Annotated in this window: 19 protein-coding genes, 1 tRNA gene, 2 pseudogenes and 1 other annotated feature; of the genes and pseudogenes, 15 read left to right on the top strand and 7 right to left on the bottom strand. The window is 59.0% G+C overall.

Going from position 1 to position 20516, the window contains the following annotated elements:
* Positions 1–18 precede the first annotated feature (18 nt).
* Together AK36_RS22870 and AK36_RS22865 are read left to right on the top strand one after the other, a co-directional pair.
* On the top strand, positions 19–849 hold the full coding sequence (locus AK36_RS22870; protein ID WP_045579264.1) for an undecaprenyl-diphosphate phosphatase: 831 nt from the start codon (positions 19–21) through the stop codon (positions 847–849).
* A gap of 179 nt (positions 850–1028) precedes the next feature.
* Positions 1029–1105, top strand: a tRNA-Arg gene (locus AK36_RS22865).
* Between the two features lie 126 nt (positions 1106–1231).
* Here the strand turns inward: AK36_RS22865 and AK36_RS22860 are convergent.
* The 6 genes and pseudogenes from AK36_RS22860 to AK36_RS33305 form a co-directional block, all read right to left on the bottom strand.
* Positions 1232–2002, bottom strand: a complete 771-nt coding sequence (locus AK36_RS22860) for a hypothetical protein (RefSeq protein ID WP_045579263.1) — start codon at positions 2000–2002, stop codon at positions 1232–1234.
* Between the two features lie 132 nt (positions 2003–2134).
* A pseudogene (locus tag AK36_RS22855) lies at positions 2135–2590 on the bottom strand (ATP-binding protein); the annotation flags it as partial.
* 164 nt (positions 2591–2754) lie between these two features.
* Positions 2755–3992, bottom strand: a protein-coding gene (locus tag AK36_RS22850; protein WP_106919311.1) for an IS3 family transposase whose coding sequence is annotated in 2 segments (ribosomal slippage) — positions 2755–3701 and positions 3701–3992 — 1239 coding nt in all. Because the reading frame shifts where the segments join, the coding sequence is not laid out codon by codon here.
* Positions 3595–3711 (bottom strand) — a sequence feature (AL1L pseudoknot). It overlaps the preceding gene by 117 nt.
* Before the next feature lie 49 nt (positions 3993–4041).
* Positions 4042–5301: pseudogene (gene istA / locus AK36_RS22840) on the bottom strand (IS21 family transposase); the annotation flags it as partial.
* 74 nt (positions 5302–5375) lie between these two features.
* A complete protein-coding gene (locus tag AK36_RS34395; protein ID WP_224383376.1) occupies positions 5376–6071 on the bottom strand; it encodes a complement resistance protein TraT in 696 nt (231 codons plus the stop codon).
* Positions 6061–6282: a hypothetical protein gene (locus tag AK36_RS33305; RefSeq protein ID WP_126220110.1), complete on the bottom strand. Its 222-nt coding sequence runs from the start codon at positions 6280–6282 to the stop codon at positions 6061–6063. The genes AK36_RS34395 and AK36_RS33305 overlap by 11 nt, the downstream gene beginning before the upstream one ends.
* A gap of 75 nt (positions 6283–6357) precedes the next feature.
* On the opposite strand from AK36_RS33305, the gene AK36_RS31680 reads away from it, so the two are divergent.
* From AK36_RS31680 to AK36_RS22820, 4 genes are all read left to right on the top strand, one after another.
* Positions 6358–7545: a hypothetical protein gene (locus AK36_RS31680; protein ID WP_080938726.1), complete on the top strand. Its 1188-nt coding sequence runs from the start codon at positions 6358–6360 to the stop codon at positions 7543–7545.
* A gap of 114 nt (positions 7546–7659) precedes the next feature.
* Complete coding sequence (locus tag AK36_RS22830) at positions 7660–8037, top strand: DUF3592 domain-containing protein (RefSeq protein ID WP_045579261.1); 378 nt, start codon at positions 7660–7662, stop codon at positions 8035–8037.
* A gap of 152 nt (positions 8038–8189) precedes the next feature.
* Positions 8190–8567 (top strand): DUF3592 domain-containing protein, encoded by a 378-nt coding sequence (locus AK36_RS22825; protein WP_045579260.1) that lies wholly within the window; start codon positions 8190–8192, stop codon positions 8565–8567.
* Positions 8568–8588: 21 nt separating this feature from the next.
* The gene (locus AK36_RS22820; protein ID WP_045579259.1) at positions 8589–9161 is read left to right on the top strand and encodes a hypothetical protein; all 573 of its coding nucleotides are present in this window, start codon (positions 8589–8591) and stop codon (positions 9159–9161) included.
* A 1-nt stretch (position 9162) separates the two neighbouring features.
* On the opposite strand, the gene tssF is transcribed toward AK36_RS22820, so the two are convergent.
* The gene (tssF, locus tag AK36_RS22815) at positions 9163–11040 is read right to left on the bottom strand and encodes a type VI secretion system baseplate subunit TssF (RefSeq protein WP_045579258.1); all 1878 of its coding nucleotides are present in this window, start codon (positions 11038–11040) and stop codon (positions 9163–9165) included.
* A gap of 140 nt (positions 11041–11180) precedes the next feature.
* Here tssF and AK36_RS22810 point away from each other — a divergent pair, with 140 nt between their 5' ends.
* From AK36_RS22810 to AK36_RS31665, 9 genes are all read left to right on the top strand, one after another.
* On the top strand, positions 11181–13292 hold the full coding sequence (locus AK36_RS22810) for a type VI secretion system Vgr family protein (protein ID WP_045579257.1): 2112 nt from the start codon (positions 11181–11183) through the stop codon (positions 13290–13292).
* Positions 13293–13303: 11 nt separating this feature from the next.
* Positions 13304–14596, top strand: a complete 1293-nt coding sequence (locus AK36_RS22805) for a DUF2169 family type VI secretion system accessory protein (RefSeq protein ID WP_045579256.1) — start codon at positions 13304–13306, stop codon at positions 14594–14596.
* The gene (locus tag AK36_RS22800) at positions 14581–15771 is read left to right on the top strand and encodes a DUF4150 domain-containing protein (protein ID WP_045579255.1); all 1191 of its coding nucleotides are present in this window, start codon (positions 14581–14583) and stop codon (positions 15769–15771) included. Before AK36_RS22805 ends, AK36_RS22800 begins: the two co-directional genes overlap by 16 nt.
* Positions 15772–15881: 110 nt before the next feature.
* Entirely contained in the window at positions 15882–16679 is a 798-nt protein-coding gene (locus tag AK36_RS22795) for an ankyrin repeat domain-containing protein (RefSeq protein ID WP_045579254.1), read from the top strand.
* A gap of 15 nt (positions 16680–16694) precedes the next feature.
* Positions 16695–17699 (top strand): hypothetical protein, encoded by a 1005-nt coding sequence (locus AK36_RS34080; RefSeq protein ID WP_174479790.1) that lies wholly within the window; start codon positions 16695–16697, stop codon positions 17697–17699.
* 1 nt (position 17700) lies between these two features.
* Complete coding sequence (locus tag AK36_RS33300) at positions 17701–17967, top strand: hypothetical protein (protein ID WP_126220114.1); 267 nt, start codon at positions 17701–17703, stop codon at positions 17965–17967.
* 228 nt (positions 17968–18195) lie between these two features.
* Positions 18196–18681: a hypothetical protein gene (locus AK36_RS22790; protein ID WP_052691570.1), complete on the top strand. Its 486-nt coding sequence runs from the start codon at positions 18196–18198 to the stop codon at positions 18679–18681.
* 342 nt (positions 18682–19023) lie between these two features.
* Positions 19024–19281 (top strand): hypothetical protein, encoded by a 258-nt coding sequence (locus AK36_RS31670; protein ID WP_080938725.1) that lies wholly within the window; start codon positions 19024–19026, stop codon positions 19279–19281.
* A 275-nt stretch (positions 19282–19556) separates the two neighbouring features.
* The gene (locus AK36_RS31665) at positions 19557–20516 is read left to right on the top strand and encodes an HNH endonuclease signature motif containing protein (RefSeq protein WP_080938724.1); all 960 of its coding nucleotides are present in this window, start codon (positions 19557–19559) and stop codon (positions 20514–20516) included.

Genomic DNA, 20516 nt, shown 5'->3' with positions numbered 1-20516 from the left:
CTTTAAAAGGACCGACGCGTGAGTCTCTGGTTTCTGGTATTCCTGAGCGTCCTGCAGGGCGTCACCGAACTGTTCCCCGTCAGCAGCCTCGGCCACACGCTGCTCGTGCCGGCGCTGTTCGGCATGCATATCGACAAGCACGCGCCGCAGTTGCTGCCATTTCTCGTTGCGCTGCATCTGGGTACGGCGCTCGCGCTGCTGTGGTACTTCCGTGAGCGCTGGATTGCGCTGATCGGCGGTTTCTTCGCGCAGCTCGGCGGGCGCAAGAACGATGACGGGCACATGATGTGGGCGCTGATCATCGGCACGATCCCGACCGGCATCGTCGGGTTGCTGCTCGAGAAGCGCATCGAGCGCGTGTTCCACGACCTGCGGATCGTTGCGATCGCACTGATCGTCAACGGCGCGCTGCTGTGGATCGGCGATCGGATTCAGCGCAGCCGCGCGCATCAGCCGCCGGAGAAGATGACGTTCAAGCAGGCGTTCCTCGTGGGCCTCGCGCAGATCGGCGCGCTGATCCCGGGCTTCTCGCGCAGCGGGCTGACGATGATCGCCGGCAATGTGGCCGGGTTGACTGCGGAGAAGGCCGCGGAGTTTTCGTTCCTGCTCGGTACGCCGATCATTTTTGCCGCGGGCGTGCTCGAGTTGCCGAAGCTGTTCCATGCTCGCGACCAACTCGCCGATGCACTGCTCGGCGGCGTGTTGACGGCGATTGCCGCGTATCTGAGCGTGCGGTTCCTGATGCGTTATTTCGAAGGGCGCGGGCGGTTGGCGTCGTTCGGGCTTTACTGTGTGATCGCCGGGGCGTTCTGTCTCGGGTGGTTCATGCTGCATCCGCAACCGGTTTGATGGTTGCTGCACCGGTCTGGCGTGATGTGTCGCGATGATCGGGTATAATTTCGGGCTCGGCTTCATGCCGGGCCCGTTTCGTTTCGGGGCTTCGAGTGGGTGGTTCTGGTATGGCTCGAAGCGCCTGTGCGTTGCATGCGGCCTGGGTTGTGTTTGTGTCGCCGTGTCTTTTCTCTCGACCGCCCTTAGCTCAGTTGGATAGAGCAACGGCCTTCTAAGCCGTAGGTCACACGTTCGAATCGTGTAGGGCGGGCCAGAAATCTTCGCTTATTCAAGCACTTACAATCTCGCCTTAACCGCTTGGTTAGGATCGGTAGGGGGGGGCTGCTGCACTCCCGCTGTGGCGAGAGTGTGGTGCGATTTTACCGCTGCCGTCCCGCCATCAGAACGGAATGTCGTCTTCTTCATTCGCGGGTGACGATAGGAAAGGCGTGCCGTCGTCCAGTAGAACCCCCGGATTGTCCGGGTCCGTCTCGCTCTCTAGCGCGTCGGCGAATCGCTTCTGCCAGTCCGCGTTTAGCGCGGTCACGGCATTTATGAGCCTGCTACGCACCGGCTCTTCACCGTTCTTGACCGCGTTCGCGACTGCGCGCACCGCTCTAGAAATGAGAGTAGGTTCGAGCAATACCTCATCAAGCTGCACAAAGAAGAACTTGACTACGTAGAGTCTCGCATTCGGGTTTGAGTCTTCCAAGCGAGAAACAAGCGCTCGCGCCGCCTCTTTGCGCAAAGAGAAGTGGCCCAGGAAAGTGTTCGACCACGTAGCCAGTGGGGAGCTAGTTTTGCCTGACTGCAGCACTTCGCCGGACTTGATGCCAGCGATCAGCTTGTTCTCGATCCGCAGCCGAGGGAGTTCCTGCAAATTCTGCCAGAGTTCGGGCTTTAGCAAGCGCAGCGCCGTTCGGATTGCCGCATCCTCGGTGGCAATGCGCAGTTCGTCAGAGACAACGGCCAGATAATTGTTTGTCTGCGTAGGCGAAAGAGCGTCAAGCAACGCCCGCGTTAAAAATCGCAATTTGCCAAGATCGAGTGTCCGCCGCTCCTTAAACAACGCAGTGATGGCTTCAGTGAGGCGCAGAGCGGGTATTTCCGCGACTAGAAGCTCCGCGTATCGCTGCGACTCAACAAACTCAGGGTCTTGAACCTTATCCATGAAGGATGCAATCGTGAAAACATCCTTCGACGCGCTTAGTACATCAACGAGATGTCCAAGTGTTGATTTCCACCGAATCTTGACCCACCGTTTTCATCTAAATCTGACCCACCCCGAGACAGCGTAGTACATCTATTCCGGTGTGGATAACTCCTCACTGCCTGCTGCTTTTGCTGCTCTCTTTCTGGTTGCCTTCGCCTTGGCAGAACTGGACTTGAAGCGCCAGGATTCATTGCCCGTTTCGACGATGTGGCAGTGATGGGTGACGCGGTCCAGCAGCGCCGTCGTCATCTTTGCGTCCCCGAACACGGTCGCCCACTCGCCGAAGCTGAGGTTGGTGGTGATCACGACACTCGTGTGTTCATACAGCTTCGAGAGCAAGTGGAACAGCAATGCGCCACCGGTCTGGCTGAACGGCAGGTAGCCCAGTTCGTCGAGGATTACCAGGTCGACGTACATCAGCTTATGGGCGATCTGGCCTTGTTTGCCGATGGACATCTCCTGCTCCAGTGCGTTGGTCAGCTCGACGGTCGAGAAGTAGCGCACGCGCTTGCCGTGGCGCTGCACGGCCTCAATTCCGATGGGCGCCTTCAACCGGCTCAGCACGTTCAGAACGTGCTCCCCACTGGGGCGTCCCGAGTCCAGCGCTGCCTGCACGGCAAGCAGCACGGCATCGAGTCCGTGTTCGCGCACCGCGGCGAGCACCTGCGTCATGATGTGAACCGCACCGGGAATCGTGGAGGCTGGTTGGTTTAAGTTAATGCGGACACGTCAGCGGCATTTCTGAGTTGCCTGTAGTAGTTTGCCTCAGCTTCAGCAGGCGGGATATAGCCGAGCGGTTCCATCAGCCGATGACGGTTGTACCAGGCGACCCATTCCAGCGTTGCCAGTTCGACGGATTCCCTCGTTTTCCAAGGGGCGCGCCGATGAATCAGTTCCGTCTTGTACAGGCCGTTGATCGTCTCGGCCAGCGCATTGTCGTAGCTGTCGCCCCGGCTGCCGACCGACGGCTCGATGCCGGCCTCAGCCAGCCGTTCGCTGTAGCGGATGCTGACGTATTGAGACCCTCTGTCGGAATGATGAATCAAAGTCCCGTCCTCACCCGGTTGGCGGGCGTACAGCGCTTGTTCAAGTGCATCCAGAACGAAGTCCGTGGTCATCGACGAGCTGACGCGCCAGCCAACAATACGGCGGGCAAACACGTCGATCACGAATGCCACGTACAGCCAGCCTTGCCATGTCGAGACATACGTAAAATCCGACACCCAGAGCTGATTCGGTCGGTCAGCCTTGAACTGCCGGTTGACTCGGTCCAGCGGGCGCGGCGCGGTCACCTCGGGAATCGTCGTGCGAACACGCTTACCGCGAACTGCGCCACGCAAGCCCTGCAGTTTCATCAACCGTCCGACCGTGCAGCGTGCCACTGCAATGCCTTCCCGGTTCATCTGCTTCCAGACCTTCGGCACGCCGTAGACCTGCATGTTGGCCTGCCAGACACGCTTGATCTCCGGTTGCAAAAGCTCATCGCGTTTCGCGCGGGCGCAGCGCTTCGACGGATCGCGAAGTTGTGCTGCATGGCGTCGGTAGCCCGACGGGGCAATCCGCAAGACCTTGCAGATCGGCTCGACCCCGAAGGTGTCGCGATGCTGATCAATGAAGGCCTTCAGGACTTGAAACGGCGGTCGAGCTCCGCCTGGGCGAAAAACGCGCTCGCCAGTTTGAGAATCTCATTGGTCCGGCGCAGTTCCTTGACCTCGCGCTCCAAGGCCTTGATGCGTTCACGCTCGGCCGTACTCACGCCATCGCGCTCTCCACGGTCGACCTCGTCGCGCTTAACCCAATCCAACAACGTCTGCGGCGTGCAGCCGATCATCGGCGCAATCGATTCGACTGCCGCCCACATCGACGGGTGCTCGCTACGCTGCTCGCGTACGAGGCGCACTGCGCGCTCTCGGACTTCCGGGGAAAACTTGCTTGGCTTCTTGTTCATGGCTCCATTCTCTCAAGAGTTGGAGCCTCCACAAAACTCGGGGCGGTTCAATGCGATCGCCTCCCGGGTGCTTCAGTAGGTGTCGCTGCAACTGCTGCAGCGGCTGTGGCATCGTGACGAACGGAGCACCATTGCGCAACGCGCCGGGTTTGCGCTCGACCAGTGTGATGTAATGGCGCCAGTCGTAGAAGGTCATGTGCCGCTCGAAGCTGCGTTCGTGGCGTGCGATCTCCTGGGCGTCGGCGACGACGCTGAGATATGCCGGATAGCAGCGCACGCTCACCAGCTGGTTCGTATACTCGGTGGGCACGCTGTAGCGGTTGCGCTGGAAGTGGATGAGGCTGGTCGACGACACCCGCAGGGTCTGCTCGACATAGCCGTCGAACGGGCGTGGATTGGGCATCAGCCTGGTGCGCTCGTCCTGCAGCACGTCCTCGACCGTCAGCTCGGGCCACTGCGGGTGCCGCATCTGCCAGGCCTGACGACACTGGCCCGCGACCCATTCGTTCAGAAGCTCCAGCGTTTCCCAGCGTCGTAGCGCAGCCTCGTGCCAGATCTGGCGGCGCCGGTCCTGCACGTTCTTCTCAACGATGCCCTTCTCCCAGCCGGCGGCACGGTTGCAGAATTCCGGCTCGAACAGGTAATGGCCGCACATTGCCTCGAAGCGGGCGTTGACCGCGCGCTCCTTGCCGCGGCCGACCTTGTCCACGGCGGTCTTCATGTTGTCGTAGATGCCGCGGCGCGGCACGCCGCCGAACGCGGCGAATGCGCGGGCGTGCGCATCGAACAGCATCTCGTGACTCTGGGTCGGATAGGCGACCAGCCAGAACGCCCGGCTGGCATTGAGCTTGACGTGGGCGACCTCCAGGCGTCGCCGCAACCCGCCGATGAAGGCGTATTCGCAGCTCCAGTCAAACTGGAATGCTTCGCCGGGTTCGAAGGCCAGCGGTACATAGGCCTTCCTGCGCGGTGCTTCAGCCTGCTCCTCGTGCCAGCGTCTCACGAAGGCGCTGACGCGGCCGTAGCTGCCGGCGTAGCCCTCGCCGCGGATGGCCTCGAACATGAACCGGGCCGTGCGCCGGTCACGCTTCGGGCGATGACTGTCTGCCCGCAGCCAGCCCGTCAGTTGCGCGGCCCACTCGTCGACGACGCTCGGGCTGACGCGCTTCGGGTACTTCGGCTCAACGGCATCCGTTTGCCGAAGCCAGCTGCGCACCGTGTTCCGGGACAGGCCCGTGCGCCTCGCAATCTCGCGCAGCGGGACCTTCTCGCGGAAATACATCCGCCTGATCTTGGCCAATATGCCCACCGTGATCACCTCTGTATCCCCTGCTCAAAGATTGAGCAGGGCATTCAATCACGTGGGTCAAAATTCGATGAAAACTACAGCCTCAGGTGGGTCAGTTCTGCGTGGACATCAACAGACCCGGCTGCGCAGCCCGCGGCGCTGCCGACGAGTCCTGCGATCACAGCGCCCGCGAGTCCGCCGAAGACCGTACCAAGTGGTCCGGCGATCGAACCAACGACTGCGCCGGTTTCCGCACCGGCGAGGGCGGCTGTCATGCCACCTGTCGCCCCCGCAACGCTGCCGATCGTGCTGCCGGCCTTGCGGGCGCGATTGCGCGTGTCGATACGCGAGGACAGACAACGCGGGCAGCGGATTGATGACCCGGACGATGATGGCGCGGCCTTGGTCGGCGCCGGATCAGGCTTGCTCGGTTCGCCCATCAACGATTCGATCGCGTCGTGCAGGTCGTGGCGAGCTTCGGTTGCAGAGGACGCGTAGGCAGGTTCTTCGCGCCGGCCGAACGGCGGATAGCTATCGCCCGATTCGACGCTGGCTTCATGCGCCGTGTGGACGACGTGATCGGGATACGGGGCGAACGCTTCCCATTCTTCGAATTCGTCGACATCGACGGCACGCGGGACGGCAGCGTCGGGAGCCAGCGGGGGAGCGACGGGGGAATGTGGACGTGTCGGCCGGTCCTTGGTGGCGAGCCAATAGAAACCCACCGCGAACATGGCGACGAGCGCGAGGCCCAGCCCGATCAGCACAAAGGTAGGGGGATCAGAGATCACGGAAACTCCTGAGCGAAGTGCGCCGACGCGGAAATGCATCGACGGAGCGGCCATAGCTGGCCGTGTTCAGGAAGGTGATATGTGGTTGAAAGAAATTGGAATCGAGCACAAGTGCGGGATGCTCGCCGATCGTTAAAAATTGGTTGATGCGCCAATTGGCAGTGGTGTATGCGAATTGATCGATCGGATCTGCGGTATCGTACACAGGCAACGAGTGGATGCTGATATTTTGTCGTGGGTGTCGCGACATCTGCGCAAAGTAGATCAATTACGCGGAGTAGGGGCATTGTCAGTTGACCAATTGAAACGAGTACGCGAGGCGCTTTCGCCGTACGGATTGAAGCTGCTGGAATCTGATTGGCGGGGATGGAATGCTCAATATCGCTTCCGTTGCAGCAACGGCCATGAGGTCAGCCGATCCGGTTCGCATCTGTACTACAACCTCATCGCATGTTCTACCTGCCGTGAGGAGGAGTCGCTGCGACAGCTTGATCAACTTGCGCGACAGGCCGGCGGGCGTTGTTTGTCCGCTAAATATGCCGGTCGTATGGCGCGCTACCGGTTCGTTTGCCGTGAAGGACACACGTTCGAGAAGACGGCTGGCAACTTGCAGAAGGGATCGTGGTGCGTGTTATGCGCGCGTGCGGAGCATTCAAAGCGGATGTCCGATCCGGACGGGATGAAGCGCTTGCGTGCGGTCGCGCGGGATCGCGGCGGGAAGTGCTTGTCTACGACCTACACTAAGCTTTCAGATCGTTACCGCTTTCGGTGTGCGGAAGGCCACGAATGGGAGACGGTCGGTTATGAGGTGACGAGGGGTGCGTGGTGCCGAGAATGTGCCAATGCACGGAAGTCGGTAGCGTATCGTCGTGCTGACGGCCTCCAGGCGATGCAGGCCCATGCGTTGAAACGTGGCGGCATTTGTCTTGCGACCGAGTACATCGGAAACGATGCCTATTACCGGTTTCGTTGCGGGCATGGTCACGAATGGGATGCGCAGGGAGCGAAGATCTTTCGAGGATCGTGGTGCCCGAAATGCCAGAACCAGGGCAACGTATATGACATCTCCGATATGCGACGCTTAGCGAAAGAGCATGGCGGCCGGTGCCTGTCTCGTACCTACAAGAACGCCGCGACGAAACTTGAATGGGCATGCGCACATGGCCATCGCTGGTCGGCAGTGCCGGGGGCAATCGTTGCGGGGAGGTGGTGCCGTGTGTGTGCGTACGACGGCCGGAAGCTAGGGTTGAAGCTGATGCGAACAATCGCAAGGGACCGCGGCGGTCGCTGCGTCTCGACGGAGTATGTGAACTCCAGCACGAGGCTTGAGTGGGAATGCCATATTGGGCATCGTTGGTTCGCGACGCCGAATACGATCAGAAACGGGCACTGGTGTCGACTGTGCGCCTATCTAGAGATGACGGCAAATCCGAAGACCATTCGCAAGCGCCGCCATTTGCCGACCAAGGTCTGATAGCGCACCAGGCGGACAGCCTGGCGTCCAGGTGAGGATGTTTTAGAATTTGGCAGGCTGATACGATCAGCATGGAGCACCCGAATAATTGTAAGGAGTGTAAACGAGGGCGTCATGTTTAAGGGCATCAGTGCCATTGTGATTGGGGTGGGCCTTCTTGTTGCTGCTGCAATCTGCGCACAGTCGACTAGAGAGTTTCTTCGAACGTCAATTGTGGTACCGGGCCTCGTCGTTAAACTCAATGCTGGCGGATACCATTCCGAGATTCAATTCACCACCAAGACAGGACAGCAGATTTCGTATCCGCAAGGCGGGATTGTCACGAAAGTGGAGCTCGGTCAGCGCGTCGAGGTGCGATACCGAGCCGACGATCCTGATGGCAGCGCAACGATGAATGTCTTCGCCGCGGTCTGGGATTTGCCGATCGTTTTTACCATCATGGCGGCGTTCGCGATCGTGTGCGGAGTTATGAGTTTTCGGTCGCGGACATAGCGCGAGAATAGACAAGGTTATTTTTGTTGCGCGCGTCGGTTGTGCGTTCCGACGTGCACTCTCTTGAGGCACTGGAATGCTGTGGGATAGTCCCATCTTCCGGGCTCGCGTTGTGTATCATCCCGACTGCTATTTGACGAGCGAGCACATTTATGTACAAAGTCGTAGTCTTTGTCGTGATCGGAGTCGGCTTTTTGATCGCAGCGGCTATAAACGTTCAGCTGACGCGTGAATTCATGCGGACGTCAATCATGGTGCCGGGCGAAGTGGTGAAGTTGAACGCGGGCGGTTATCACCCTGAAATCGAGTTCATGACCAAGTCAGGCGAACACGTTTCGTATCCGCAAGGCGGTATCGTGTCAAAAATGGCCGTCGGCGATCGACCGCAGGTGCGCTATCTTGCCGAGAATCCGATTCCGACTGCGAGAATCGATCGGTTCGATGCAATCTGGGGGAACGCAGTCTTTTTCGCTGCCTTCGGATTGGGCTTTATCGTTTGTGGGCTGATCAACCTTCCGTCACGACAATAACCAGATCACTGGGGCGCGGGCATGTCATTTCTGAGGCTGAGCAAGTGGACCTATAACACCGGGGCAGGCGGCGGTCTGAGCATTGAGATCGTAATGGCAACGGGCGGCACGATCATACTGACCGACCCTGAGAAGCACGATCAGAGCTTCTACTACGGTGGCGTCGGCGTTGGGATCGGCGCGGGTCTGAAGATCCCAAAAATCAAATTGCCGAGGTTCTCGACACCTGAGATCAAGCTGCCGCCGATTCGGGGCCGCAGCGTTGGGGCGGCGGGCTCCACACTGGACTTTCCGAGTTACGGCAGTATCTACATGACGAGCGCGTTTCGCGGTGCTGAACTGTCGCGATCGGATTTTCAGGGCGGAACGATTTACGTCGACGGGTCGTTGTCGGCGATTTATGGCTGGGCGGGTGATGCAATGTTGCTCGGCATGAATCCCGCATTGCTCGCGGCGGGATTGTCAGGCCCCGGCTTTAGTTGGCTGCTCCAACGAGCAATTTCGGAGGCGCCGGCTGTATTGATCATGCGTGGGCAAACGGTCGGCTTCCAGGCGGGGGGAAGTATCGGGATTCTTGCCGGATATGTTCACTGAGCTAGACCAACGGTTGCGTGCCGGGCTGCGGCGCGCATCGCAAAAGTTCCTTGCCGCTTTCGGCCGATAACACGACGAGCTGAACGTAGCTGTTTGAGTGAGCGTACGGGCCGAAGAACCGGTCCATGACGGCCGAGAAGCGATGCAGGCTGACATCTCTTGTCGCCGCCTCTGAGAAGGAAAGCAGGATTTCCACACCGCGAACAAACGACGGGAACTGGTTGTCGAGGGACATCCACCTGATCGCCGGTTTGTAGTCCAGGGATACGATCGCGTCGATGCAACGTTGGGCAACTACGCTGGAACGCGGGGCATGGAAACGGAGCAACTCCTTCAACGCGGGTAGTCCGGTCCGCGTCAGGTCGATCGGATGCGGCGCCAGTGCCGACAGAACGCGCCAAAGCGCGCCGCCACGCGGCAAGGATGCCGGCAAGGTCGGGCGAGAGAGCAGGGTAATCGGGCATGCCAGCGCTGAACCCTCGTACAGAAGATCGCTATCCGGAGCACCGATCGGCAACCGGGACGGCATTGCTCCGTTGGTCGCCAGGACATCGACATCGACCTGAGGGTGTCGCGGATGAGCGGTTTGACCCTTTAAGTCGACCAACGCCAGTTGCGATTCCGCCAGCGCGCCGTCCGGCATGGCTTCCGGATCTCGGTAGGCCAGCCAATAGATGGCGGACGAATCCATGGGCCGCGCGTGACTGAATGCACGATACGGCCACACCTGCGCGCGCGGTGCCGCATGTGAAGCGATGGCGGCCTTGTCTTCGCCCGACTTTGTACGCTCGCCCAGATACACGGCTTCAACCGAGTAGACGCTCAGCGGAATGCCGGTCGCCAACGGGGTCGGCGTGATCGGATAGGTGGCATCGTGACTGGTTAGCTGGATAGGCGTTGCCGCGCGTTCAAACAGGTTGACGACCGGTGTGCAAAACAATCGGAACGTGCTGATGTTCAGCGTTGCCAGGATCTGAGCGGCGCCGGAATCATGGGCGGTGCCTTGCACGGCGATGTGAAGCGTCAGTCGTCGAGCTGCTTCGGCGCGCGCGGCGCGGCGCATTCGACCCAGGTCGATGTCGACGAAATCAAACTTCTCGGGGAAGGCAAAATACTCGATCAGATGCCGGAACGATTGTGCGCTCGTGTCGCCTTCGTTCGGCAACAATCGCTCGCCTTCGGCAAAGCCGGCCGCCTCAATGGGGACTTTCGACAAGCGGGTCCAGTGTCCGCTTTCGTCCACCTCAACGTAGGCGGCCGATACACGAAGCAACAGCGTATCGGAAAGCGCGGCGACGAGCGGCCGCTCTCCGGACAGATGTACCCGCACCGGGGCGGACGGAACGGCGTCGTCGAATGCTTGCGACGCGGATTCGCTTGTAAAGGTGATCGAAATGATCCCCGTCACTTCTGCCGGGATGCGCGCTGCAGCTGGCGCAAGCGTCGCTGGTGAATAGCGAGCCGAGTGAATACGTAGTGGCGACAACGTGACGTCGTAGACGGTACGGAAGCGGCACGGTGCGGCATTGGCGTCCAGCATCGTGCCGCGCGCTATCGTCAGCGGTTCGGTAAGCTGACCGAGCAGAACCGCTGGGTCGAACGAGGCAACCGCGCATGACGGGACCGTGCGCAGATACTGCGGATAGGCAATTTCGAGAAGTGCCTCGATGAATTGCGGGTAATCGTCATCAAGCTTCGCATCGACACGAGCGGCTAGCAACGCGAACGTCTGTACCATTCGGTCGACGTGCAGATCCTCGACATGGCCGCCAGTCATGCCGAGCCGCGCTGCGATCTTGGGGAAGCGTCGAGCGAACTCAGCCAGGCTGCGTATAAGCAGCCCGACTTCACGTTCGTAATGTGACAGCAGGTGGTCCATTCGCTGCAAATATTCAATAATCCGCGATAATCGGTCCCCGTTTTCCGGGGCCGACATCTAGTCCAAATGGCGCGCAGACATATTAGAATGGCCGCGCCGACAAAAAACTGCCCCTCTGCTGAGAGATTCCGAGGCTACATATGCAAATGTCCGAAATTGCGAGCTTCTTCCAGCTCCAGAGCAATCGCCTGTTTACGATTGAAACGCCTTTGAAAGGTCGATCAGATCTCGTGCTCGTCGATTTCCATTGTACCGAGGGGTTATCTCAGAATTTCGAGATGCATGTCCGGCTCGCGTCGCAGGACAAGAATATCGAGCTGAAGAAGCTGATCGGCCAACCTGTGACAATCACGTTGCAGTTGACCGATGCGCTCGCCAGCTCGGAAGAGCGTTACTTCCACGGATACGTCGCAGCGTTTTCGCATCTCGATACCGATGGTGGTTTTGCGATGTACAGCGCAACGATCCTTCCGTGGCTCTGGATGCTCTCTCGCCGGCAGGACATTCGGATCTTTCAGGAAGAGAATACAGAGGCGATTCTCGCGCGCGTGTTTCGTGAGTACGGCAAGCTCGCGTCGTTTGAGTTCCGGCTCTCGAAAGGAACGCAGAATCGCAGCTATTGCACGCAGTACCGTGAGACGGATCTTGCTTTCGTCGAACGGCTGATGCGAGAGGATGGCTTGTTCTATTACTTCGAGCATGCGAAGGATGGGCACAAGCTGATCATTGCCGATAACTCGGTGACCGCGAAGCCGATCGACGGGCGCAGTCCATCGCTGCAATACAACCAGGGCGAGGCGATGGACAATCTCGCCGTCATCACGTCATTTCAAGCACAGCGTCAGCTTGCACCGGACACGGTCGGACTGAAAACTTTCGACTACAAGATTCCTCATGCCCGGCGATTCGTGTCGGGTGGAACGGAGGTCAATCAAGGCGACGTACCGTCCTACGAGATCTACGACTACCTCGGCGAGCATGGCTTCGCTGACAGCGATCGGGGTGAAGAGCTCGCGCGCTTCCGGACGGAAGCGCTCGCTGCACACAGCAAGACGTTCGTCGGGGTGACGACGGGTCGGCGGATGATGCCGTGCCGATACTTCGAGCTGGACGACCACTACGATCACGCAAGCACCAAACAGGAAGACCGGCAATTCCTGTTGCTGACTGTGTCACACACCGGCACGAACAACTATGAGCCCGGTGAGGGGAGTTCGGCGTATTCGTGCAGCTTCACCTGCATTCGGAAGAAAATTCCGTACCGTCCGGCATTCGAAGGGGAGCGTCCGACGATCGTCGGGCCGCAGACGGCGATCGTCGTAGGTCCGAAAGGCGAGGAGATTTATACGGATAGTCTCGGCCGGGTGAAGGTGCAGTTCCACTGGGATCGTCTCGGCAAACGCGACCAAGGGAGTTCCTGCTGGGTGCGCGTGAGCCAGCCGTGGGCGGGTAGCGGTTTCGGGATGATTCAGATTCCGCGAATCGGGGATGAGGTGGTCGTGAGCTTCCTGGACGGAAATCCGGACCGTCCCCTCGTGACGTCGCGCGTTTACAACTCGCAGAACACGCCGCCGTGGGCATTGCCGGCCAACGCCACACAGAGCGGGATTCTGACGCGTTCGACCAAGACCGGTAACGTCAACACGGCCAATGCGATTCGCTTCGAGGACAAGAAGGGTGAGGAAGAGGTCTGGCTACACGCCGAGAAGGACCAGCGCATCGAGGTCGAGCACAATGAATCGCACTGGGTTGGCAACGATCGCTCCAAGAACATCGATCACGATGAGACGGTACACGTCGGCCACGATCGCACGGAAACCGTCGACAACAACGAGACTATTCACGTTGGGGTGGATCGCACCGAGACCGTTGGCAACAACGAGACGCTGACGGTCGGCGGCAACCGGAACGAGACGATCGAGGGGATGGAGAATCTTCTGATTGCACTGACGTCCACGGAGACGGTGGGGCTGGCGAAAGCACTGACCGTGGGCGGCGCGTATACGGTGACGGTAGCAGGCGCGATCAATACTGCGGCCGGCCTCGCCAGTGCTGAGGAAGTCGGCCTTTCGAAAACCACGATGGTGGGCAAGACCTATACGGTTACTGCGGGCGATCGCATCGAGTTGCGAACCGGTAAAGCATCGATCGTTCTTGAAAGCAGCGGACACATCACGATCAGTGGAACGAGTATCGACATTCTGGGTTCTGACGCGGTGACGGTGGACGGCAAGACCGTCGATCTGAACTAAGCGCTACGACGATGGAGTTCCGTAACCTCACGCCTTTGCATGCGATGGCATTCAATGCCGTCGACGTGCCGGGCAACGAAATCCACGTGGTGGCGCTCAAGGCGGTGTATCGGCTTGAGCCGGCGCAGTCGCTCGACGCCGAGGGCGATACGCATCGTTGCGTGCTGCTGAGCGGCGACAGTGCCGTCCCGTTGACGATGGCAGACGAATACGAAGGCGAAACGGGTAAGAGCAGCGTGAAATGGGAAAGCGATCTCGCGCCGTTCAAACCGAAGTGTGATGTCCTGGTTCGAGCGACAGCACACGCCCCGCATGGCACGCCTGCGGCATCGTGGCCCGCTCGCGTACGCGTATTCGACGCCGGGACGATGGTCATCGACAAAGGACTGCGCGTCACGGGACCGCGCGCGTTTACGAAGGGCTGGCGCGGGTGGAGGCTCGGTGAACCTGAACCGACACGAGCTGTTCCAGTGCGCTGGGAGCAAGCATACGGCGGCACGAGCCGCGTCGCCCTCACGCAGAGCGCAAAGGGGGCGAGCGCGGATCTTGAGCTGAACGAAGTCTGCTTCACCAACCCGCTGGGCCGCGGTTGGGTCGAGAAGCGCTTCCTCGATCGGGCGACCCATAAGTCGGTCGTCGCCTCGTTGTGTGCATCATCGCTTCCAGGACCATTGCCGAAGATTGCCGAAATTCCGGCGCCGCAGATCGAAGCATGGGACGTTCCGATAACCAGTCTCGACGTTGCCGAGCATTCCGCTTCGGGGCTGGATGCCAAGCAGATGAAAGAGGTCGTAGCCCGCTACGCGACGACGCCTGTCGGATTGGGTGTTGTCGGGCGCGCCTGGACACCCCGTTTGCAGTTTGCCGGGACTTACGACGAGATCTGGCATAAGACAAGATGGCCGTACCATCCGGTGGATCATGACTTCCACTATTGGAATGGTGCGCCGGCAGATCAGCAGATCGAATGGCCTGCGCCGGGGCTCGCCTTCGAGCTTGCCAATCTCGCGCAGCCGGAGCACACGCGTGCAGGCTTTTTGCGTGCGAGACTTCCGGGGCATCGCGCCCTTGTGGCGCTTCGCTTCAAGAGCGGTGAAATCGTGCCACTCGAGATGAAGCTCGACACACTTTTGATCGATACCGAGGAAATGCGCGTATCGGCTACATGGCGAGCGGTTTTTCCGTTGCAGCCGGCGGTGCGCGTGTGCGAGGCACGTTTCGAACTCGATCGGCATGCGCCTCTGCTGCGAATGGCTGTCCCGAAAACAAGCAGCGAACCGGAGGACGCGTGGCAGACAACGTAATGGCTCGCAAGGATGGTCAGTGGACCATCGTGTCGATGATGCCGGACGTATGCAAGACCCCCATGGGGAGTAGCTCGCCGCCCGTACCTTATCCTGTCACGGCGAGCCTCGGCGACAGTCAGATGACGTCGAAGACGGTCTTTGCGAACGGGAATCCGATCGTGCGGTTCGATTCGAGTTTCGCGCCCGATACGATCGGCGATCAGGCCGGTGTGGCACATGGTGTCGAAAGCGGAACCGTTGGCGCCAAGTGCTGGCCTATCGACCATAGCAAGACCGTTCGGGTCGAGAGCAAGATGGTCGTGCGTCACGGCGATCAGTTCTGGATGAACGGCAATTACGTCGGGAAGGAAGCAAAGGCTGCCCGTTGGCGAGGTCGGAAGGCGCAGATTGCCGAGGCACGGGAGAAAGCTGCTTCGATGCCGCCGGGACCGGAGCGGAGCAAACTCGAAGCGGCGGCAAATCGCTTTGAGCAAAACAATACGGCCGTCGAAAAGGCGCGCTTGGCTGAGAACGTTTACCACCCGGCGCAGGCGGCGCCAGAGGGATGGACGAACGTCAGCAGCGACCCTGCGAAACTGGCTCAGTTCAAGTTGAAGCCCAACGATTTTTCGATACCGGGGACAAACTTTCGTGCCCAGGTCTACGAGCCCGATCCTGGAGTTTTCGGCAACGATTTCAAGACGCAGGTGGTTTTTCAGGGTACAGACAAGTACAAGTGGTCCGACTGGGCCAATAACATCGCTCAAGGGGCCAATAAGAACTCGGCCTATTACGACCGTGCAGTCAAGATCGGGCGAGCGCTTGAGAAGAGTGGAACCGATGTGGACATTGTGGGGCATTCGCTCGGCGGCGGCATGGGTTCTGCCGCATCGCGCGCAAGTGGCTTGGCTGCGACCACGTTCAACGCAGCTGGCCTCAATCCGGCGACGGTAGCGCGTTATGGCGGGACGCCGGTGGCATCCGATATTCAGGCGTACCGCGTGGAAGGGGAGATCCTGACGAAGGTGCAGGAAGGCAGTCACGGCATGATGCCTACAGCTGTCGGCACGCCGCACATCCTTCCGGGAACGGGTGGTGCGGTTGAACGCCATGGCATGAATCAGGTCATCGATGGCATCGAAGCACAAAAGACAGCCGATCAGGCGACGATCGTTCAGGAGACCCGTCCTTGAGGACCAGTACGACAACTTCGCCGGCCCGAAGCGTGAGGCACACGGCGCGGTGGCGGTGGATGGCTCTAGCGGCCGTCTCTGCACTAACAATCATCGTAAGTGGATGCAATATGAGCGCGAACTCACCCAGCAAGTATTTTGACGGCAGCTATCTGTCTGCTGCCAAGGCGATCAGCGATGGCGACGTTGCTCAACTGAAATCGGCGTTGTCCGGGATCGACGTGAACAAGCCCGGGCGACAAGAGATGACGTTGCTTTGGTTTGCCATCTCGACCAAGAATTTCCCCGCGATCAGCGAACTGATCGCGCATGGCTCAAAGCCGGACGCTCAAATCGTGGAGGGCCTGGGCAGCGCGATGTACTTCGCGATCACCAATGAAGATACTCGGTACCTGAAGGCCATGCTCGATGGGGGCTTGTCGCCGGATACGGTCGATAGCGATGGCACGAGTCTGTTGCAGCGGGCGATGGAAGGCAACGGCGCGATGGAGCGAGTAAAGCTGCTAGTCGAACATCACGCAAACATCAATCATCGCGACAGCATTGGCGGGACCGCACTGGATTCCGCGCTCGATGTCGCCAAGCCGGACATTGCGATTTTTCTCGTTGAGCATGGTGCCGATGTCAACGCCCATACGACGAACGGCGTGAGCGTGGCCTACTCCGTGCAGAAAGACATCGACGCACTGCAACCGGAGGCCAAGCAGGCCACGGTCACCGACATCTCGTTGGATAAGGATGGGCAACCGGTCAGAACGACACAGACGCCTCCCGCACCAGGGTTGTCGCCCGAGGGCAAGGAGCGCTTGGAAAAATTCGAGCGTCTGCGGGCGCTGATGATTGCGAAGGGGGCGAAGTTTCCGCCCGACCCGCCGGCGAAGGTTCGAGAACAGATGAGCAAAAAATAAGTCGGGGAGCGTACTGTGGGTGACAAGGGCAATACTGTCGGCAGATTGTACGGTCAGGCGTCGATGTCGAGCGCCCCTGCGTCTTCAGCCAATCCGCCGGTGAAAGCGGAAACACCAGAAGAGGAGGGTTGGTTCTCCAAATGGTGGGGCAATACGAAGCACGAGCTGAGTGAGGCCGCAGATCATCCATGGGAGGCGACGAAAGGCGCTGTCAAAGGGATTGCCAATATACCGTCCGATATTGGCGAGTTGCTGATCAAAGGCAGTACGCTCCAAACCGCAGGGCAAATGGAGCAGGCTGCGGCTATGCAAAGTGTGTTTGGGCAAACGCAGTCTGCCGAGGCGCTGACACAAGGGGCACAGGAAGTTAGAGCAAGCGCTGGCTCCGTCGAGCTACCCAAGTTTAAGATGAGCAATGCAGCCCAGGCCGGTGGCGACAAGATTGTGACGGCCGTGTCGCTTGCTGCGGGTGGGGCTGGGATTGTCAAGGGCGGGATTCGGGGGGTAGCTGCCTTAGGCAAGGTAGGGGCTGCTGAAGGGGCTGAACTGAGCAAGACTGCTGCAGCCACCGGGAAAGTGCTTCAGGCTGAAGGGACTATCGCAGAGGGTACCAAGACTGCGGATGCGACGGCGGATGCAGCTAAGGCGACCACTGCGACTGAGGGGGGCGGTACTGGTAAAGTATCCGGAGATGGTGCCAAGGTTGAGAAGCTTCCACCGCTTCGCCAAGCCTATGTGGACGAAGTAAACAATCTAAAGGATGTCGTAAACAATATGCGTGAAGCGGGATCAAACCCTGAACAGATAGCCCGGCGAGTCCATCAAATGAGGCGTGATCTGGGTGTTAAATACAAGAATCTGACTCCCCCAGATAAGCTTGCAGAGATATACGCAAGAAATATCGAGAAATACGGGGACAAGCTTGGCCCTTCAATAGAGTGGCTTCGTGCAAAAGGGAAGAGTTGGGATCAGATAATTGAATCGGCAACCCGAACAGGTGGTAAGGATCTAGGGTTTTAACATGAAAAGCGATATTGTGAAAATTGTGGTTGGAGACGAGTATGATGAAGCTTTGAGAAAGGCTTTGTCTATTGCTATCTCCGAAATCGGAGCGGAAGTTGTAGATAAGAGTGGTGGTGTCGCTGGCTCTCAAGATTTGGAGGTTTTGGTAATAAATGTTGGCGGTGAGACGATAAAAATTGAGGCTGAGACGTTTGTTGGAATAAGTGTTGAAGGTCCGGAATTGACGGTTGCTGATTTCATGAAAGTCGTGAATAAACACTTGTAAAAAATCAGCCAGTGGACCCGACACTTTGCTTCCGTGCGAGCAGGAGCAGCAATGTCGCTGATACGGTGGGATGCTAGTGGACCGCGCTGCGCAATCCGACCGCTGGCAGGGCCATAGTGCGGTTTGTGACTGATCGTGTCGATGCGTGAGATTTGTGAGGAAAGTAGGTGGGAAAGGATGTGAGGCGACGAAGCAGCCGGTGCGGTTCAATTTGACGCGTAGGCGCGAATGAAGCTTAGAAAAAGTTGGCTCTTCGTTGCCATTCCTGCGGCGCTCTTTTTCCTGGTGTGGGGGCACGCGGGGCCTTGGGTCTTCCCCCGGCACTTTACGTTACGGGTAGTCGCTGGAGAAGGGCACCCTCTATCGGGAGCAGATGTCACGGTTTACCAAACGACATGGCAGACGCCGTGCATCCCGATGTTTGGATTGTCCGAGGCCTCCTGCAATCGTTACCAATCGACTGTCTTCGATGGCACCCTCGATCGACATGGAGAAGCGCGTATCTGGGCGATTACGGCTGTGCCGTTCAAGGGCGAGCCTTATATCGCGTGCATTGAAGGCAAAGAGTACGAAGCTGATTTCGCGATTGCGGAGTGGCCAACCGACCCTGCCGTTTCGGTCGTAACGTTGGACTACAAGGGCATGCGACTTCTTCGCGAGCAGTGCTCGCCTTACACCAAGAAGCTGCCCACACCTGGGTGGTGGAACGACTAGGCTCGGCGGCTATAGCAGCCGCCGCCTCGCCTGTCCTTCCCTCGTCGTACGTTTTCTGTCACCGGTTCGCTTTAAACGCACACGGACTGGAAAACGCACATGACCAGGGAGGTCATCGACTGGAACTCGCGCCTGAATTCGCTCCGGCACCTGCTCATGCGCCGAGTGTCCGCTTGCGGGAGGTCTGACGGTCTCTTTAGGGTCGGGTTGAGCCAGTCGCTGCCTGCCGGGGCTGCGGCCGGCCGAGTCCGGCCATGAGGGGACGGTCGACGGCACGGCTAACATTGTCCACAATTTCTCATCCCATATAAGACAGAGTCGCCTTTCTAAGGATCAGTCATCATGACCGAAGATATAGGTAGAGTATTTCGACTTCAAATGGCCTCAGACGTCCTGCGTGATGGACTTGGACTCGAGCTCGTCAACGACCACGAAGAGGTTGTTGCCGAAGTATTTCGCAGCGATGTCAATAATTCGGTGGAGGTCTCCCTTTTTGAGAGGGATTTACCTTTCGTCGAAATCGAGCGCCTATTAAAAAAAGCGCGCACGCTTCTTGGAACATTCGAGGACGGAAGTCCGCTACCGCCCCCGGTGACGTAGTCCGGGGAGCACTCGATCAATGCGGCCTGCGACATACCGTGCGATGTCAGTTTGATGTGCTCTGAACGACTGTTCTCGAGAACACTGAAGGTCCGCTACGGGTCGATCTGCGTCGGTCGTGCGTCACAGGGCTGCGGCCGGCCGCGTTCGGCTGCCAATAGCAGTCACACGCGACAGAGCAAACCGGTGACCGTTCTGAGTTGTAAGCAAGCAGAACCGTATTGCGAAAAATGGCCCGCTTCCACAATACCATGCCCTAGCCAACGGAGACAGTCGTGCCAACTGAACGTGTATTTCGCAAGCCGGAGAGCTTTGAAGCGGAGCGTTTGAGTCGCGACGCGATCCGTCCGTTTCTAGAAAGCAGAGGATTCACAGTGCTGTCTGATGAGCGCATCGTGCGAGGGGTTTCGCAGGCTCAGGTTGTTACCGCGCGATCCGAACCGGGGGAAACGATCAAGATGCGCGTGCGGCTTTGCTGGCGGCATCGCGGTTCGGACGACCTACGTTATTCGGCTGCCCAGTTGCGAGCGGACCTCATTGACAATGACTGGGATAAAACGCTCGACCAGCTCGTCGATCGTGATGTGAAAGTCGGCATCTCGCATGCGCTCATCTTCCAGCGCGTCGGCGAGACTGTCCCTTACGCAGCACTTGTGCCAATCGATCAGCTGGGTTTGATCTGGCGTCGTCAGGCGGATGTAAGCGAGGAATTGATCAAAGCCGGACGCTTAGGACGAGCCACGAAGAACCACGCAAAAAACGGCTCGAGTCCCACGGTGTATCTAATGGACAGCCGACACGAAGACGCCCATTTCGTGCCCGATGTGCTCTGGCAATGGCCCGGCGTGCAGGATCTCGTCAGGATGGGGGATGTGAAACTGCGCGCGCCCATCGACGACACGTGGGACGACCTCTACGCACCCGATCCTTCGGGCTATGGAAGTGATGGTGCAATTGAGCGGGCCGTGACGCGATCCGAAGTGAAGCGCGATCCTCGTGTCCGGGCTGACGTCGTCAAGCGCGCGGATGGAAAGTGTGAACGCTCGACGTGCGGGGCGATCGCGCGCTATAAGGGCTTTCTCGACGTTCATCACATCCTTGGCGTTAGGAATAGCGATCGCGTTTGGAATTGCGTCGCACTCTGTCCAAGCTGTCATCGTGACGCGCATTTCGCACCCGAACGCGACGCGATTAATGACACGCTTCTGGACTTCGCTTCCCGTTTCAGGAAATGA

Origin of the sequence: Burkholderia vietnamiensis LMG 10929 (assembly GCF_000959445.1) — a bacterium.
GTDB lineage: Bacteria > Pseudomonadota > Gammaproteobacteria > Burkholderiales > Burkholderiaceae > Burkholderia > Burkholderia vietnamiensis.
This window is presented reverse-complemented; position numbering and strand designations above follow the sequence as displayed.